The organism is Haematobacter sp. (assembly GCF_032102465.1).
Taxonomy (GTDB): domain Bacteria; phylum Pseudomonadota; class Alphaproteobacteria; order Rhodobacterales; family Rhodobacteraceae; genus Haematobacter.
Genome location: NZ_DAMDHB010000031.1, coordinates 18,552 through 34,100, shown reverse-complemented (window position 1 = coordinate 34,100; position 15,549 = coordinate 18,552). Strand labels below are relative to the sequence as shown.

The following is a 15,549-nucleotide window of genomic DNA, read 5'->3' as shown; positions in this document are numbered from 1 at the left end:
TCCTGCCGCGGCGCAGGTGTGAGTGTCGGCCGCGCGGCGGCTTACATGTGACGGGACGCCCCGCTTGTCAACCGGGGGGCGGCGGCAGGGCAGCCGTCCCCCGCGCGCAAATCAGCGCAGAACGCCGTCGCCGTTTTTGTCGGCGGAGGCGAAGTCGGCCATGATCTGATCGGTGAACTCCTTCTTCGAGAGCCAGCCGTTCCGGTCTTTGTCCATGATCTGGAACTGGGAGGCAGACAGGATCTGGCCTGTCTCCGACGGTTCAAGCCGCCCGTTGCCGTTGGTGTCGAGCTGGGTGAAGGCCCGTTCGGCATAGGCCTGCATCTCGGCCCGGGTGACGGTGCCGTCGCCGTTGGAATCCATGAGCTGGAGGACGCGTTCGTCAATCACGCCCACGCCTTCGGATTGCGCGAGCACAGGCGTCGCAAGAAGCGTCGCGGCGCAGGCGAGGATCAGTTTGCGGTTCATTCTTGTCTCTCCCCTCAGCCACAGGTCAGCTGGTTACCGGCCTGACCGCCGAGCGCCGCACCGGTCGCGGTGATGATCGTCCGGCCCGACCCGCCGCCGAAGGCATTGCCGAGCGCGGCCCCCAACACGGCACCGGTCACGCTGCCCGCGATACATCCGGCCTCATGCTGACGATAGGCGCGCTCCTCCGGTGTCGTGGGGCCGCAGGCCGCGAGGGCCAATGCCGCAGCGCAGCACAGCAATCCGGTTCGTTTCAACATACGATCCTCCGTTGAGTTTCGACGCGTCCGGGCGCGTCTGCCATGCCCTCAAGGTGACGCAGGCATGGAACGAGTCAAATATGCAGGCGGCATATCGCGCGCCGCATCCCGGTCGCGCGCGGACGCTGTTTTCGTCAGCAATGCCGGGCGTCGCTCGAAACCGGGCGGCCGAAAGCGGTCTCGTGCTGGTCGCTGTCGGACCCGTGTGCGCCGGAGGCGGAGCGAGGTGGCAGCCGAGGTTGCTGCCCGCGGGCAAGGTGGAGGCGATAGGCGCGCTCCGCCCCCGGTCGGACCCGTTTTGCAGGAGGCGGAGACCATAAGCGCGCGGGAGGGGCCGGAAAAACTCCGATACTGACGGTCTGATCGGACGGGCCGTGCCGCTCGGATGGGCGGGGACGTGTGCCCGTGGCCCGAGCAATCCCTGCTTGTTGACTGCCACGCCGTGCGCGGGCGGGGACGTGGAAACGCCGGAAAACGTGGCAGTGAGCCGGCCTGGCCGCACGGGTGGGAGGGGCTGCACTGCCGCCCGTCCTGCATGGCGGGCGTATCCTTCAGGAAAGGGATGTCCTGATCGAACAGCATCCCGGTCTCATTGCGCGTCATGCCCGGCTCAGCAGGCCACCCGGATGGCGAAGCACGCGGCCCTCCAGCTCAAGGGAGAGCAGGGCCGGGGCGCCCTCTCCCACGCTGATGCCGAGATCGCGGAGCACCTGATCCTCCGGCACGGGGCTGCGACTCAGCCGATCCAGAATCAGATGAGGAAGCGGAGCATTGTCCCGGGCAGCGGCGGACAAGTCCCCGGCCGACCGGGGACCGCGCGCCCCAAGGTCCGGGCGGCCGCGACAAATTGGCGCATCCGGGGGCCGTGGCACCCCTTTGCCGGGACACGGGAGTTGGCCGGGAAGCGCTGCGAGCGCCGCGATCACATCCTCCACCCCCCGCACCAGAAGCGCCCCCTCCCGGATGAGCAGATTGCATCCGCCCGCGCGTTCATCCAGCGGATGACCGGGAACGGCCATCACCTCCCGCCCCTGATCCAGCGCGTTCCGCGCGGTGATGAGGCTGCCGGAACGGGGAGCCGCCTCCACCACCACCACGGCGTGACTGAGGCCGGAAACGATCCTGTTGCGCTGCGGGAAATGCCTTGCCAGCGGTTGCATTCCCGGCGGCTGCTCGCTCAGGCGCAGGCCGGAGGCTCCTATCCGGGCCGCGAGATCGGTGTTTTCCCGGGGATAGATCACGTCGATGCCGCCCGCCTGAACGGCGATCGTGCCGTGGGGAAGCGCCGCCTCATGCGCGGCGGTGTCGATGCCGCGGGCAAGGCCGGAGACGACCGGAAACCCGGCCTCAGCCAGCGCGCCCGCGAGCCGTCGCGCCATGCGGATACCGAGGCTGGATGCATTGCGCGCGCCGACCAGCGCCACCAGCGGCCTCGTCAGCAGGGAAATGTCGCCGAGCGCCCAGAGAAGCGGCGGTGCATCCGGGATTTCGGCCAGCAGGCGCGGGTAATCCGGCTCTCCCTCGAACAGCAGGCGCGCGCCTGCCGCGCGGCCAGCCGCGATTTCCGCCCGCGCGAGCGCCGCGCCGGCGGGGCGGTAATCCCGCGCGCCCGACGCCGCCGCAAGGGCGGGAAGCGCCTCCAGCGCCCGTAGCGCGGAGCCATGTTCCGCGAGGAGACGCCGAAAGGTCAAAACCCCCACTCGCGCCGACCGGATCAGCCTGAGCCGCGCGAACCGTTCTTCCTCCGCCAGCAAAGGGGCGGGGAGAGGGCTGGGCATATCCTTCATCGTCCGGCTCCATCCTGCACCACGGAGCCACTGTCGCCGAAGAACGTTAATAGCAGGTGAATCCTCCGCCCGCCCTTATTGGTGAGCAATCAGCAGCATGCATGTCGGCGGTTCCGGTCAGCCCGGCAGCACCGCGCCGGAGCCGCAGGCCATTTTCCGTGCAACGGGGCCAATCCGACCCCGCCGCGGACTCAGAGCTTGCTGCCCCCGACCGTCAGCCCACCGATGAGCAGGGTCGGCTGACCTACGCCGACGGGCACCCACTGACCCGCCTTGCCGCAGTTGCCGATGCCGGGGTCCAGCTTCAGGTCATTGCCGACCGCCTGCACATGGCGGAGCGAGGTCGGTCCGTCGCCGATCAGCGTCGCGCCCTTCACCGGCGCGCCGACCTTGCCGTTCGTGACGCGGTAGGCCTCGGTGCAGGAAAAGACAAACTTGCCGCTGGTGATATCGACCTGTCCGCCGCCGAAACCCACGGCCCAGATGCCGTCCTTCACGCGGGAGACGATTTCCTCCGGGTCGTCCGGCCCGGCCAGCATGTAGGTGTTGGTCATGCGGGGCATCGGGGCATGGACATAGCTTTCCCGGCGACCGTTCCCGGTGGGTTCCACGCCCATCAGGCGGGCGTTCTGGCGGTCCTGCATATAGCCGACGAGGATGCCGTCCTCGATCAGCACGTTCTTGCGGGAGGGGGTGCCTTCATCGTCGATGGTGATGGAGCCGCGGCGGTCCGGGATGGTGCCGTCGTCCAGAACCGTCACGCCGGGCGCGGCGACACGCTCCCCCAGAAGGCCTGCGAAGGCGGAGGTCTTCTTGCGGTTGAAGTCGCCCTCCAGCCCGTGTCCCACCGCCTCGTGCAGCAGGATGCCGGGCCAGCCGGGGCCGAGCGCCACATCCATGATGCCCGCAGGCGCCGCCTCCGCGCCGAGGTTCACGGCGGCGATGCGAAGGGCCTCCCGCGCGGCGGCCTGCCAGTTCTCCGGCGCGATCAGCCCGAGCAACCCCGCCCGTCCGCCGCCCCCCGCAGAGCCGGATTCGCGCCGCCCGTTCTCCTCGATCATCACGGAGATGTAGATCCGGGTCATCGGCCGCACATCGGCCAGCCGGAGGCCGTCGGGGCGGAGAATCTCCACCTCCTGATGGCTAGCGGCGAGGCTGGCGGAAACCTGCACCACACGCGGATCGAGCGCGCGGACCCAGTCGTCGATCTCCCGCAGCAGATCGACCTTGGCCGGGAAGGAGACGCCGTCGATCGGGTTCTCATCCGTGTAGAGCCGCCGGTTGGTGCCGGGCGGCGGCGGGGCCATGAGGCCGCCCCCGTCGCCCACGGCCAGCCGCGCCGTCTCCGCCATGCGGCGGAGCGCGGCCTCGCTGATCTCGGAGGAATGGGCATAGCCCGTCACGTCGCCCTTCACGGCACGAAGGCCGAAGCCTTCGGACGCATCGTAACTCGCCGAGCGGATTCGCTGATCGTCGAGCACGAGCGCCTCCGACCGGCGCCGTTCCAGGAAAATCTCGCCATCCTCCGCACCCGAGAGCGTCTCGCGCAGCAGCGCCAGCGCCCGCCCCTCGTCGATCATCGTCTCGAAAGGACGGAAGGAATCGGACCTGGTCATTGAAGAACCGTACTTTTGTTCAGGAAGCGCCGCACACGTTTTGCTTGTCGCGCATGACCTAATATGGTTTCAGGGGACAGGGAAACAATGGGAAACTGCCGCAAGGCGGTTCAGGCACGGCTGACTGCTTTCCGGGGAAGTGCCGCGCCATATGGGACGGAGAACATGCGCCTTTCGACCACGCTCACGGGATTAGCCACGACTGTCGCCGCATCCCTCGCCAGCTTTGCCGCCAGCGCACAGACCGCTGAAACCCCGCCCGATGGAATCGGGGGCCTTCCGGTCGTGGGCCATCCGGTCGACGGTGCGATCGGCTTCCAGCCCGCCGCGACGGAACTCGCCCGCGATATCCACTGGCTCGACGGTCTGCTGCTGTGGATCATCGTGCCGATCGTGCTGCTCGTCACCCTGCTTCTCGTGTGGTGCATCCTGCGCTACAACGAGAAACGCAACCCGAAGCCCGCGCGCTTCACGCACAATTCACCGCTCGAGATCACCTGGACAATCGTGCCGATCCTGATCCTCGTGGTGATCGGTTCCTTCTCGCTGCCGATCCTGTTCAAGCAACAGGAGATGCCGGAGGCCGATATCCGCATCAAGACGACCGGTTACCAGTGGTACTGGGGCTACGAATATCCCGATGAAGGCATCGCCTTCGACAGCATCATGCTGCCGCGGGAGGATCTGGCCGAGAACGGATATGCCGATTCGGACTACCTCCTCGCCGTGGATAACGCCCTGGTCGTTCCGGTGGGCGCGACGGTCGTGATGCAGGTGACGGCGGCGGACGTGATCCACTCCTGGACGATCCCGGCCTTCGGGGTGAAGCAGGACGGCGTGCCCGGTCGCCTCGCCGAGCTCTGGTTCAAGGCGGAGCGGGAGGGTATCTACTTCGGCCAGTGCTCGGAATTGTGCGGAATCAACCACGCCTACATGCCGATCACGGTGAAGGTCGTGAGCCCGCAGGTCTATGCCGACTGGCTGACCCGGGCGAAGGAAGAGTTCTCCGCCGATGCCGGCCCGCTCCCCTCGGAGCGGCCCGTGCGGCTGGCGCAGGCCGAATGAGGCAGGCTGCCGACAGCCGGGTAACCGGCTGACGCAGGCCCACTGACAAAAAGCGCGCCGCCCCGGCGACGTGCGGAGAGAAGGCAGGCATGAGCGACACGTTCCATCAACACGCGGACACCCAGGGCGGAGAGGGCAGCTTCGGCGATTATCTCGCCCTGCTGAAGCCGCGGGTGATGTCGCTCGTGGTGTTCACCGCGCTGGTCGGCCTGCTGGTGGCGCCCGTGCCGGTGCATCCGTTCATCGCCTTCACCTCCATCCTGTTCATCGCGCTCGGGGGCGGCGCTTCGGGCGCGCTCAACATGTGGTGGGACAGCGACATCGACGCGGTGATGAAGCGGACCGCCAACCGTCCGGTGCCCTCGGGCCGCGTGGCGCGCGGCGAGGCGCTCGGTGTGGGGCTCGCGCTTTCCGGCCTGTCGGTGATGATGCTGGGGCTGGCGGCCAACTGGCTGGCGGCGGGGCTGCTGGCCTTCACCATCTTCTTCTATGCGGTGATCTACACCATCTGGCTGAAGCGGACGACGCCGCAGAACATCGTCATCGGCGGGGCTGCGGGGGCGTTTCCCCCCATGATCGGCTGGGCCGTGGCGACGGGGGGCATATCGGTCGAAAGCGTGCTGATGTTCCTCATCGTGTTCATGTGGACGCCGCCGCATTTCTGGGCGCTCGCCCTTTTCATGAACAGCGACTACGACCGTGCCGGTGTGCCGATGCTGACCGTCACCCACGGGCGGAAATCGACGCGGGCGCATATCCTCGTCTATGCGCTGTTGCTCGCGCCGGTGGCGATCGGGGCAGGTTTCACCTCCATCGGCGGGCCGGTCTATCTGGCGGCGGCGGTCGTGCTGAACCTCCTGTTCGTGCTGGGTGCGGTCGATCTGTGGCGGCGCAACGAACAGGTGGCGGAAGCCGATGGCTACCGCGCGGAGAAGCGGTTCTTCTCCTTCTCGCTCCTCTATCTCTTCCTGCATTTCAGCGCTTTCCTTGCGGAAGCCGCGCTGCGCTCCTTCGGCATGGGAGGCTGGTGACCATGGCGATCACCAAGGATCACGAACTTCACCGCAGACGCTTCGGACGCAATCTCGGTCTGGGCCTGAGCCTTGGCGCCTTTGTCGTCATCGTGTTCGGACTGACCATCGTGAAGATCGAGAAGGGCGAAAGCATGGAGGGTTTCGACCATGGCTACCGCCCCTCCATGGTGCAGGAACAGGACGGGGGAGCGAGGCAGTGAAGGGCCCGCAGAATGACGCCGCGCGGAGCCGTCGCATCGCCTTGCGGCTTGTCGGCGTCGTCGTCCTCATGGGGGCCCTCTCCTATGCGGCGGTTCCCTTCTACAACTGGTTCTGCCGGGTGACGGGTTTTGGCGGCACGACCAGTGTCGCCGCCACGGCGCCGGACACGGTACTGGACCGGACCGTGCGGATCCGCTTCGACGCCTCGCTCGAACGCGGGATGCCGTGGCAGTTCAAGCCGATGGTCAACGAGATGGAAATCAAGATCGGCGAGACCGGTCTTGCCTTCTACGAGGCCTACAACCCGACCGACAAACCCATAGCCGGGCAGGCGAGTTACAACGTCACGCCCTATGCGGCTGGCGGGTATTTCACCAAGATCGAGTGTTTCTGCTTCACCGAGCAGGTGCTCCAGCCGGGTGAAAGGGTGCAGATGCCGGTCACGTTCTTCGTCGATCCGGCTATCGTGAACGATCGCGAGGGCAAGTACGCCCATACGATCACCCTGTCCTATACATTCCACGTCCTGGATCTGCCCAAGGCTGTCCAGCAGACGTCAACGAACTGAACGAAGGCGCAGCGAGGGAAGAGCAATGGCGCATGTCAAAAATCACGACTATCACGTCCTCCCGCCGTCGATCTGGCCGTTTCTGGCCGCCGTCTCCGGTTTCATCATGCTGTTCGGGGCGGTGCTCTGGATGCATGCTTCGGGGCCGTGGGTCTTTCTGATCGGGGCAGTCGGCGTCGCCTATGTGATGGTCGGCTGGTGGGGCGACGTGATCCGCGAAAGCCGCGCGGGGGATCATACGGCGGTGGTCGATATCGGCCTGCGCTACGGTATCATCCTGTTCATCATCTCCGAGGTGATGTTCTTTGCTGCCTGGTTCTGGAACTTCTTCGCCCACGCGCTTTTCCCGATGGGAGTGATCGAGGGCACCGAAATCATTCCGGGCACCTGGCCGCCGGCGGGCATCGAAACCTTCGATCCCTGGCACCTGCCGCTCATCAACACGCTGATCCTGCTGCTGTCAGGCTGCGCGGTCACCTGGGCGCACCATGCGCTGGTGCATGAGAACAACCGCAAGGACGTGGTGACGGGCCTGACCATCGCGGTCATCCTGGGCCTCATCTTCACCGTGTTCCAGGCCTATGAATACAGCCACGCGGCCTTCGGCTTCTCCGGCAATATCTATGGCGCCACGTTCTTCATGGCGACGGGCTTCCACGGGGCGCATGTCATCATCGGGACGATTTTCCTCTTCGTCTGCCTGCTGCGCGCCCGCAGGGGAGATTTCACCCAGACCAAGCATGTGGGCTTCGAGGCGGCGGCGTGGTATTGGCACTTTGTCGATGTGGTCTGGCTGTTCCTCTTCGCTTCCGTCTATATCTGGGGCGGCTGAGGATACATCCGCCGTTGAAAAATCAGAGCGCGGGCCGAAAGGCGCGCGCTTTTCCGTTGGAAAGGTTCTGCATGCGTCGCCTCTTCTGGCCTCTGATCCTCGGTCTGGTCGGCTGCGGCATTCTGGTGGCGCTCGGCATCTGGCAGCTCCAGCGTCTCGCCTGGAAGGAGGAGATGCTGGCACAGATCGATGCCGCCATCCTCGCCCCGCCGGTTCCCGTGCCGCTGCATCCCACCGCCGAAGGGGATCGCTACCTTCCCGTGACGGCGGTGGGCAGGTTCACCGACAAGGAAATCCTCGTGCTGTCCGCCCGGCAGGGAGAGGGGCCGGGCTACCGTGTCATCACCGCCTTCGTCACCGCGGACGGGCGGCGGATACTGGTCGATCGGGGCTTCCTGCCGGAGATGGAGCGCGGCATTCCGCGGCCGGGGGTGGAGGCGGCCATCACCGGCAACCTGCAATGGCCGCGCGACAGCGACAGCTACACCCCGCCCCCCGACGCCAAGACCGGCATCTGGTTCGCCCGCGATGTGCCCGCCATGGCCGCGCAACTCGAAACGGAGCCGCTGCTCGTCGTGCTCCGCACCACCACCGAAATGACCCCGGCTGCGGAGCCTGTGCCCGTGGGGGCGGAGGGCATTCCGAACAACCATCTGCAATACGCGGTCACCTGGTTTCTGCTCGCCGTCGTCTGGGCGGGGATGACAGGCTACCTGCTCTGGCGTATCACGCGGGAAAACCACCCAAAGCCTGCCCAGCGAAAGCCTGCCCGATGACCTATATCTCAACCCGCGGGGCCGCGCCGGTCCTGTCCTTCGAAGCCGCGATGCTGACCGGCCTTGCCCGCGACGGGGGGCTCTACGTTCCGCAGACGATCCCGCAGATGACGCCGGTGGAAATCGCCGATCTGGCCGGCCAGAGCTATGAGGAGGCGGCCTTCCGCGTGATGCGCCCCTTCATCGGCGACACCTTCACCGATGAGGAGTTCCGCGCCATCATCGCGCGGGCCTATACCGGGTTCGATCATGCCGCGCGGGCGCCGCTCGTGCAGCTTCAGCCCAACCATTTCCTGCTCGAGCTGTTCCACGGGCCGACACTCGCCTTCAAGGACTTCGCGATGCAGCTCATCGGCCAGCTCTTTCAGGCCGCGCTCTCGCGGTCGGGCGAGCGGGTGACGATCGTCGGCGCGACCTCGGGCGACACCGGCTCCGCCGCCATCGAAGCGTTCCGCGGCCTGCCGAATGTCGATGTGTTCATCCTGTTCCCGAAGGGCCGCGTCTCGGAAGTCCAGCGGCGTCAGATGACCACCCCGGCGGAGGAGAATGTCCATGCCCTCGCGCTGGAGGGCGATTTCGACGACTGCCAGGCGCGCCTGAAGGACATGTTCAACGATTTCGCCTTCCGTGATTCGGTACGGCTGGCCGGGGTGAACTCCATCAACTGGGCGCGGGTTCTGGCGCAGGTCGTCTATTACTTCACCTCCGCCGTGTCGCTGGGCGCGCCGCACCGGCTGGTGGATTTCACCGTGCCGACGGGGAATTTCGGTGACATCTTTGCGGGCCATATCGCCAAGCGCATGGGCCTGCCCATCGGGCAGCTCGTGATCGCCACCAACCAGAACGATATTCTGGACCGTGCGCTCCGCACTGGCAGCTACCGCATGGAAGGGGTGCATCCCTCCATCTCGCCCTCCATGGACATTCAGGTTTCCTCCAATTTCGAGCGCGCGCTGTTCGAGGCGGCGGGTCGGGATGCAAAGGCCGTCACCCTGATGATGGAGGAGTTGAAATCGGGCGCCGGCTTTACCATTTCGCAAGGCATCCTTGAGACATTGCGCTCCACCTTCGCATCGGGGCGCGCGTCGGAGGAGGAGACCTCCGCCACGATTCGCCGCGTGAGGGAAACCACGGGGGAGCTGATCTGTCCGCATACGGCCGTCGGCGTGAAGGTGGCGGAGGAGCATCTCTCCGGCCCCGTGCCGATGGTCACGCTGGCCACCGCGCATCCCGCAAAATTTCCCGACGCGGTGGAAGCCGCGACGGGCATACGTCCGGCGCTGCCGCCCCGCATGGCCGACCTGTTCGACCGGCCGGAGCGTGTGACGGACGTGCCGAACGATCTCGGGGCGCTCGAAGCCCTCATAAGGAAAAGGATCCGCTAATTGACCCGCATCACCACTCTCTCCAACGGCTTCCGCATCGTGACAGAGACCATGCCGGCGCTGAAATCCGCCTCGCTCGGTGTCTGGATCACCGCAGGCGGCCGGCATGAGCGGGTGGAGGAGAACGGGATCGCCCATTTCCTCGAACACATGGCGTTCAAGGGCACGAAGAAGCGGACCGCCGTGCAGATCGCGGAGGCGATCGAGGATGTGGGCGGCTACATCAATGCCTATACCAGCCGCGAGATGACCGCCTATTACGCCCGCGTCCTGGGCGAGGATGTGGAACTGGCCTTCGACGTCATTTCCGACATCGTGCTGAACCCGGTTTTCGACCAGCGGGAGATCGACGTGGAGCGCCACGTCATCCTGCAGGAGATCGGGCAGGCGCTGGATACGCCCGATGACATCATCTTCGACTGGCTTCAGGAAGCCGCCTTCGCGGACCAGCCGCTCGGGCGGTCCATTCTCGGCCCGGCGGAACGGGTGAGCAGCTTCGGCCAGTCGGAGCTTCGGCGATTCGTGGCAGAGCACTATGGGCCGGACGAGATGATCCTCGCGGCTGCCGGGGCCGTCGATCACGATGCCATCGTGAAACTGGCGGAGGCCACCTTCGGTCATCTGTCGCCGCTGCGCACGCTGCGCCCCAGCGCCGCGCACTTTACCGGCGGGGAGCGGCGGGAGGTGAAGGAACTGGAGCAGCTTCACTTCACGCTGGGGTTCGAGGGGCCGGGCTACCGGCACCCGGATTTCCACACCGCGCAGGTCTATGCGACGGCGATGGGCGGGGGCATGTCCTCCCGCCTGTTCCAGAAGATCCGGGAGGAGAAGGGGCTGTGTTATTCCATCTTCACCCAGGCGGGCGCCTATGACGAAACCGGGCTTATGACCATCTATGCCGGCACCTCGGCGGAGGAGATCGGCGCGCTGACCGAACTCACCATCGCGGAACTGCGCCGCGCCGCCGACGACATGTCGGAGGCGGAGGTGGCGCGGGCGCGGGCGCAGATGAAGGCGGGTCTGGTCATGGGGCTGGAAAGTGCTTCCGCCCGTGCGGAGCGGCTGGCGCGGCTGCTCGCCATCTTCGGGCGTGTGCCTGATCTGGATGAAGCGGTCGCCCAGGTCGAAGACGTGACCCGGGAGAAGGTGCGGGACTATGCCGGACGGCTGGTCACCGCGCCCTCCGCGATGGCGATCTACGGGCCTGACTCCGCCGCGCCCGAGCTTCAGCAACTGCGCATGGACCTTGCTGCCTGATGTTCGGACGGCGGCGCGTGCAGATCGACACGGCGCGGCTTGTGCTGCGCCTGCCGGTCCACAGCGACTTCCGTGCCTGGTCCGCGCTCCGGCGGGACAGCGCCGCCTTTCTTGTGCCGTGGGAACCGGCCTGGGCGCCAGACCATCTGGCGCGCAAGGCTTTCACCAACCGCGTCTATTGGTCCGCCCGCGCCCATGCCAATGGCACGGCGCTGCCGCTGTTCCTGATCCGGCGGGAGGACGGGGTGCTTGTCGGAGCGATCACGCTCGACAATATCCGCCGGGGGCCTGCGCAATGCGGGGTTCTTGGCTACTGGGTCGGCCAGCCTTTCGCCCGGCAGGGCTACATGCGCGAGGCGATCGACGGGGTCGTGACCCATGCCTTCACCGACCTGAACCTGAGCCGGATCGAGGCCGCCTGCCTGCCCGAAAATGCCGCCTCCCGCGGGGTGCTGGAAAAGGCGGGGTTCAAGTATGAGGGCGTTGCGCAGAGCTATCTGCAGATCAACGGGCGCTGGCGGAACCACGTTCTCTACGCCAATCTCCGTCACGACCGGCGCGGGCGCACCGATGCCGGATAGCCCGCTCGCGGAAATGTCAGGACGGAAATCCCGCATCTCGCCCTAGGCTTTTCCCGTTCCGGGAGATTGCCGATGCGCCTCGCCTCCGCCCTTGCAACGACACTCGCGCTGATGCCCGCCCTTGCAGGTGCGCAGGAGAGCGGCCGCACGCCCAGCCATTGCGTCGCGCTGGCCGGGGGCACGCCGCTGCTCCACAAGGCATCCTGGCGCGACCCCGTGCCGGAGGAGACGGTCCGGCTGAGCTTCGTGAACCACGCGACCTATCTTCTCCAGACCGCGCGGGGGCTGAACCTTGCGACGGATTACACCGGGCGGCTCGGCGTTGATCTGGTGCCGGATGTGGTGACGATGAACAATGCGCATTCCACGCATTTCACCTGGAACCCCGATCCGCGTATCCCCCATGTTCTGCCCGGGTGGGAGGAAGATGGCTCCGCCGCCGACCGCTATCTGGACCTTGGCGAGATCCTCATCCGCAACGTGCCGACCACGACGCGCGACTTTCGCGGCGGGGAACGGGATTTCGGCAACTCGATCTTCATCTTCGAGGCTGCGGGTCTGTGCATCGGCCATCTCGGGCACCTGCATCATGAGCCCACGCCGGAGCAATATGCGATGATCGGGCGGCTTGACGTGGTGATGGTGCCGGTGGATGGCGGCTTGACGCTGGACCATCCGACGCTGATCCGGGCCTTGCAGCGGTTCCGCTCGTCGATCGTGCTGCCGATGCACTGGTTCGGGGAGGAGACGCTGCAACGCTTTCTGGACGGAATGTCGGGTTCCTTCCGCACGTCCCGCCCCGGAACCAGCGAATTGGAGGTGTCGCTGCGGTCACTGCCCGCGGAGCCGACTGTGATCGTTCTGGAACCCCGCTGGCTGCAATAGGAAGTCGGGGCTTGTCCGGGAGGCCGGGGTGTGCTGTCTCCGCGCATGGAGGTGCCCCCCATGTTCAATTCCCCGCGGCTCAACCCCGCAGATGCCGATTTCCTGACCACGCTCGCATCCCGGCTGCCGCCCGACACGCTCCGGGCCCCCGAGCCCCGTGATCTCGAGGAGCCGCGCGGCCGCTGGCAGGGCCACGCCGGGGCGGTTGCCCGCCCGCGGTCCACGGAGGAGGTGGCGGAGATCGTGCGCGCCGCGGCGGAGGCCCTTGTGCCCATCGTGCCGCTTGGCGGCGGCACGGGGCTGGTCGGCGGGCAGGTCATGGCAGAGGGGCTGCCGCTCCTGCTGTCGCTCGACCGGATGACCGCCGTTCGAGGCGTCTGGCCGGAGGAAAACGCCTTGGCGGTGGAGGCGGGCGCTACCATCGAAGCCATCCACCATGCGGCGGAGGCTGCCGGGCGGCTTTTCCCCCTCGCCCTCGCCTCACAGGGGACGGCGCAGATCGGGGGCTGCCTTTCCACCAATGCGGGGGGCGTCAACGTGCTCCGCTACGGCACGGCAAGGGAGCTGTGCTTGGGGATAGAGGCGGTGCTGCCAGACGGCTCGATCATGCATGGGCTGAAACGGCTCAGGAAGGATAACACCGGCTACGACCTGCGGGGTCTGCTGATCGGGGCGGAGGGGACGCTCGGCATCATCACCGGCGCCATGCTGAAACTCTTTCCCCGTCCCGCCGCGACGGGCGCGGCGATGGTGGTCGTGCCCGGCCCGGCGGAGGCCCTGTCGCTGCTCGCGCTTGCGCGCGACCGGATCGGGGAGGGGGTCTCGGCCTTTGAACTGATCGGGCGCAACGGCTATGCGTTCATGGCGGAGACGATGCCGGACGTGCGCCTGCCGCTCCCGCTTCCCGACTGGTCGGTGCTGATCGACCTCGGCCTGTCCTCCGGCGATCCGGCGGCGGTGCTGGAAGACCTGCTGGCGGAGGCGATGGAGCGCGAGCTGGTGACGGACGGTGTCATCGCCGCGTCGGAGGCCCAGCGGCAGGCTTTCTGGGCCTTCCGCGAAAGCATCCCGGAAGCCAATCGCCGGATCGGCGCGATCTCCAGCCACGATATTTCCGTCCCGCTGTCCCGGCTGGCCGATTTCATCGCGGCGGCGGAGGCGGCGCTCACTCCGGCCGGGGTGCGGATCAATTGTTTCGGCCACGTGGGCGACGGCAACCTGCACTTCAACCTGTTCCCGGCGGAGGGCCGTGATCGTGCCGACTATGCCGAGCAGGCGGCGGGCCTAGCGCGCCTCGTCTATGATCTGGTGGCGGAACGGGGCGGCGCGTTCAGTGCGGAACATGGTGTGGGTCGGGCGCGGACGGACGATGTCGCGCATTATGGCGACCCTGCCCGGATTGCGGCGATGGCGGCGATCAAAAGGGCGCTTGATCCTTCGGGCATCCTGAATCCGGGCGTGATGATCCCGCCCGCAGCCCTGCGCCACGCAGCGCCGGGTCAGTCGGAGTAGCGTTCCTCCGCCCAGGGATCGCCGCGCATGTGATAGCCATTCCGCTCCCAGAACCCGGCGCGGTCACGGCCGATGAATTCGATCCGGGTGAGCCACTTGGCGCTTTTCCAGAAGTAGAGATGCGGCACAACCAGCCGCATCGGGCCGCCGTGCTCCCGCGTCAGCGGCGCACCGTTCCAGTGGGTGGCAAGCACCGCATCCTCCGCGGCGAAATCGTCGAGCGGCAGGTTGGTGGTGTAGCCATCCGCGCTTTCCAGCAGCACGAAGCCCGCCTCCGCCATCGGTTCCGCGAGGGCGAGGAGATCGCGCGTCAGCACCCCTTTCCAGGGGTTGTCATAGCGCGACCATGTGGTGACGCAATGAATGTCGGTGGTCAGGTCATGCTGCGGCAGCGCCGTGAATGCCGCCCAGTCCAGCGTGGTGCGGTTCCGGGCAAAGCCGGTGATCTCCAGCCGCCAGCGGTCGAGGGGCACTTCCGGCTCCACGCCGAGGTCGAGCACCGGCCAGTCCTTCACCAGGTGCTGGCCGGGGGGAAGGCGTTCCCCCCGCGCAATACGCCCGGTCGCAACATGCCCGGTAAGAAAGCGCCCCTCCTCCGCCCATTTCCGCTTGGTGCGGGTCAGCTTGGTCTCATCGCTTTCGGACATGGCGCCTCCGGCTCAGCCGCCGAAGGCCAGTTGCCCCGCGCGGAATGCCAGCCAGAACAACACGGTGAAATACACCATGGTTCCGAACATCATCACATAGCCGCCGATGACCACCAGCCCGTCCCGCTGGATCATGCCGAGCGCCAGCAGCAGCACTGCGATCCCCGGCAGCGTGTTGGAGAACGGCACGAAACCAAAGGGCGCCATCAGCAGCAGGCCCGACCACGCGATGGCGAGACCGTTGATCCGCGTGATGAGACCCCCTTCCGTCATCGCCTGAAACCGCGGCCTGATGAAGCGGTTGATCCGCTCCACGAGGTTTACCCCCCGCTCCAGCGCGGGTTTGAGCTTCTCTGTCGCGATCTCGCGGTCCAGCACCTTCCGGGGAAGCCACGGCATCCGGTTCAGCGTGACCGCGATGGCAATGAGGATGATCGCCGCGCCAAAGACGGTGGACACGCCAGGGATCGACACCGGGATCAGGAAGGGCAGGGAGGCCACGGCGCAGATCAGCAGCAGCCCCTGTTCCCCCATATCCTCCATCAGCGCACGGAGCGTGATCGTCTTGCCCTGGATGCGCCCGATCGTCGTGCGCAGCGTCGTGCCGAGATCCTGAGGGGTGTCGCTGAACTGCATGCCGTGTTCCTTGATCTGCTGCGGGGATCTCCTGCCTGA

Annotated in this window: 17 protein-coding genes; 11 read left to right on the top strand and 6 right to left on the bottom strand. The window is 66.7% G+C overall.

From position 1 onward, the window contains the following. Positions 1 to 111: 111 nt before the first annotated feature. The 4 genes from RT513_RS16215 to tldD all read right to left on the bottom strand — a co-directional run bounded on the left by RT513_RS16215 (position 112) and on the right by tldD (position 4,131). Positions 112 to 468, bottom strand: coding sequence for an EF-hand domain-containing protein (locus RT513_RS16215; protein WP_088216565.1), 357 nt, complete (start codon positions 466 to 468; stop codon positions 112 to 114). 14 nt (positions 469 to 482) lie between these two features. Further along, positions 483 to 728, bottom strand: coding sequence for a glycine zipper 2TM domain-containing protein (locus RT513_RS16210; RefSeq protein WP_088216564.1), 246 nt, complete (start codon positions 726 to 728; stop codon positions 483 to 485). A gap of 599 nt (positions 729 to 1,327) precedes the next feature. Beyond that, complete coding sequence (gene dprA, locus RT513_RS16205; protein WP_290690751.1) at positions 1,328 to 2,506, bottom strand: DNA-processing protein DprA; 1,179 nt, start codon at positions 2,504 to 2,506, stop codon at positions 1,328 to 1,330. 200 nt (positions 2,507 to 2,706) lie between these two features. Next, entirely contained in the window at positions 2,707 to 4,131 is a 1,425-nt protein-coding gene (gene tldD / locus RT513_RS16200) for a metalloprotease TldD (protein WP_290690720.1), read from the bottom strand. Positions 4,132 to 4,296: 165 nt separating this feature from the next. Here tldD and coxB point away from each other — a divergent pair, with 165 nt between their 5' ends. The 11 genes from coxB to RT513_RS16145 all read left to right on the top strand — a co-directional run bounded on the left by coxB (position 4,297) and on the right by RT513_RS16145 (position 14,227). Further along, on the top strand, positions 4,297 to 5,196 hold the full coding sequence (coxB, locus tag RT513_RS16195) for a cytochrome c oxidase subunit II (RefSeq protein WP_290690717.1): 900 nt from the start codon (positions 4,297 to 4,299) through the stop codon (positions 5,194 to 5,196). 89 nt (positions 5,197 to 5,285) lie between these two features. Continuing rightward, positions 5,286 to 6,227, top strand: coding sequence for a heme o synthase (gene cyoE / locus RT513_RS16190; RefSeq protein ID WP_290690715.1), 942 nt, complete (start codon positions 5,286 to 5,288; stop codon positions 6,225 to 6,227). A 2-nt stretch (positions 6,228 to 6,229) separates the two neighbouring features. Next, a complete protein-coding gene (locus RT513_RS16185; RefSeq protein WP_088216562.1) occupies positions 6,230 to 6,430 on the top strand; it encodes a hypothetical protein in 201 nt (66 codons plus the stop codon). Beyond that, on the top strand, positions 6,427 to 6,999 hold the full coding sequence (locus RT513_RS16180; protein ID WP_290690711.1) for a cytochrome c oxidase assembly protein: 573 nt from the start codon (positions 6,427 to 6,429) through the stop codon (positions 6,997 to 6,999). The genes RT513_RS16185 and RT513_RS16180 overlap by 4 nt, the downstream gene beginning before the upstream one ends. Before the next feature lie 25 nt (positions 7,000 to 7,024). Continuing rightward, complete coding sequence (locus RT513_RS16175) at positions 7,025 to 7,831, top strand: cytochrome c oxidase subunit 3 (RefSeq protein WP_088216560.1); 807 nt, start codon at positions 7,025 to 7,027, stop codon at positions 7,829 to 7,831. A 71-nt stretch (positions 7,832 to 7,902) separates the two neighbouring features. Further along, entirely contained in the window at positions 7,903 to 8,607 is a 705-nt protein-coding gene (locus RT513_RS16170; protein ID WP_290690708.1) for an SURF1 family protein, read from the top strand. After that, positions 8,604 to 9,992: a threonine synthase gene (gene thrC, locus RT513_RS16165; protein WP_290690707.1), complete on the top strand. Its 1,389-nt coding sequence runs from the start codon at positions 8,604 to 8,606 to the stop codon at positions 9,990 to 9,992. The genes RT513_RS16170 and thrC overlap by 4 nt, the downstream gene beginning before the upstream one ends. Beyond that, positions 9,993 to 11,249 carry a pitrilysin family protein gene (locus RT513_RS16160; protein WP_290690705.1) on the top strand — a complete coding sequence of 419 codons (1,257 nt, stop codon included), beginning with the start codon at positions 9,993 to 9,995 and terminating at the stop codon, positions 11,247 to 11,249. After that, the gene (locus tag RT513_RS16155; protein WP_088216556.1) at positions 11,249 to 11,830 is read left to right on the top strand and encodes a GNAT family N-acetyltransferase; all 582 of its coding nucleotides are present in this window, start codon (positions 11,249 to 11,251) and stop codon (positions 11,828 to 11,830) included. The genes RT513_RS16160 and RT513_RS16155 overlap by 1 nt, the downstream gene beginning before the upstream one ends. A 72-nt stretch (positions 11,831 to 11,902) precedes the next feature. Beyond that, positions 11,903 to 12,715 carry an MBL fold metallo-hydrolase gene (locus RT513_RS16150; RefSeq protein WP_290690704.1) on the top strand — a complete coding sequence of 271 codons (813 nt, stop codon included), beginning with the start codon at positions 11,903 to 11,905 and terminating at the stop codon, positions 12,713 to 12,715. Positions 12,716 to 12,775: 60 nt separating this feature from the next. After that, positions 12,776 to 14,227, top strand: a complete 1,452-nt coding sequence (locus RT513_RS16145; protein WP_088216554.1) for an FAD-binding oxidoreductase — start codon at positions 12,776 to 12,778, stop codon at positions 14,225 to 14,227. On the opposite strand, the gene RT513_RS16140 is transcribed toward RT513_RS16145, so the two are convergent. Further along, positions 14,215 to 14,874, bottom strand: coding sequence for a sulfite oxidase-like oxidoreductase (locus tag RT513_RS16140; RefSeq protein WP_088216553.1), 660 nt, complete (start codon positions 14,872 to 14,874; stop codon positions 14,215 to 14,217). The two genes, RT513_RS16145 and RT513_RS16140, sit on opposite strands and share 13 nt — an antisense overlap. A 12-nt stretch (positions 14,875 to 14,886) precedes the next feature. Next, positions 14,887 to 15,510, bottom strand: coding sequence for an exopolysaccharide biosynthesis protein (locus RT513_RS16135; protein ID WP_088216552.1), 624 nt, complete (start codon positions 15,508 to 15,510; stop codon positions 14,887 to 14,889). Between the last annotated feature and the right edge of the window lie 39 nt (positions 15,511 to 15,549).

What these genes read in the sequence shown, in the direction of transcription:
- RT513_RS16215 (WP_088216565.1), bottom strand. Translation starts at nt 468, where the DNA reads ATGAACCGCAAACTGATCCTCGCCTGCGCCGCGACGCTTCTTGCGACG.
- RT513_RS16210 (WP_088216564.1), bottom strand. Translation starts at nt 728, where the DNA reads ATGTTGAAACGAACCGGATTGCTGTGCTGCGCTGCGGCATTGGCCCTC.
- dprA (WP_290690751.1), bottom strand. Translation starts at nt 2,506, where the DNA reads ATGCCCAGCCCTCTCCCCGCCCCTTTGCTGGCGGAGGAAGAACGGTTC.
- tldD (WP_290690720.1), bottom strand. Translation starts at nt 4,131, where the DNA reads ATGACCAGGTCCGATTCCTTCCGTCCTTTCGAGACGATGATCGACGAG.
- coxB (WP_290690717.1), top strand. Translation starts at nt 4,297, where the DNA reads ATGCGCCTTTCGACCACGCTCACGGGATTAGCCACGACTGTCGCCGCA.
- cyoE (WP_290690715.1), top strand. Translation starts at nt 5,286, where the DNA reads ATGAGCGACACGTTCCATCAACACGCGGACACCCAGGGCGGAGAGGGC.
- RT513_RS16185 (WP_088216562.1), top strand. Translation starts at nt 6,230, where the DNA reads ATGGCGATCACCAAGGATCACGAACTTCACCGCAGACGCTTCGGACGC.
- RT513_RS16175 (WP_088216560.1), top strand. Translation starts at nt 7,025, where the DNA reads ATGGCGCATGTCAAAAATCACGACTATCACGTCCTCCCGCCGTCGATC.
- RT513_RS16170 (WP_290690708.1), top strand. Translation starts at nt 7,903, where the DNA reads ATGCGTCGCCTCTTCTGGCCTCTGATCCTCGGTCTGGTCGGCTGCGGC.
- thrC (WP_290690707.1), top strand. Translation starts at nt 8,604, where the DNA reads ATGACCTATATCTCAACCCGCGGGGCCGCGCCGGTCCTGTCCTTCGAA.
- RT513_RS16155 (WP_088216556.1), top strand. Translation starts at nt 11,249, where the DNA reads ATGTTCGGACGGCGGCGCGTGCAGATCGACACGGCGCGGCTTGTGCTG.
- RT513_RS16150 (WP_290690704.1), top strand. Translation starts at nt 11,903, where the DNA reads ATGCGCCTCGCCTCCGCCCTTGCAACGACACTCGCGCTGATGCCCGCC.
- RT513_RS16145 (WP_088216554.1), top strand. Translation starts at nt 12,776, where the DNA reads ATGTTCAATTCCCCGCGGCTCAACCCCGCAGATGCCGATTTCCTGACC.
- RT513_RS16140 (WP_088216553.1), bottom strand. Translation starts at nt 14,874, where the DNA reads ATGTCCGAAAGCGATGAGACCAAGCTGACCCGCACCAAGCGGAAATGG.
- RT513_RS16135 (WP_088216552.1), bottom strand. Translation starts at nt 15,510, where the DNA reads ATGCAGTTCAGCGACACCCCTCAGGATCTCGGCACGACGCTGCGCACG.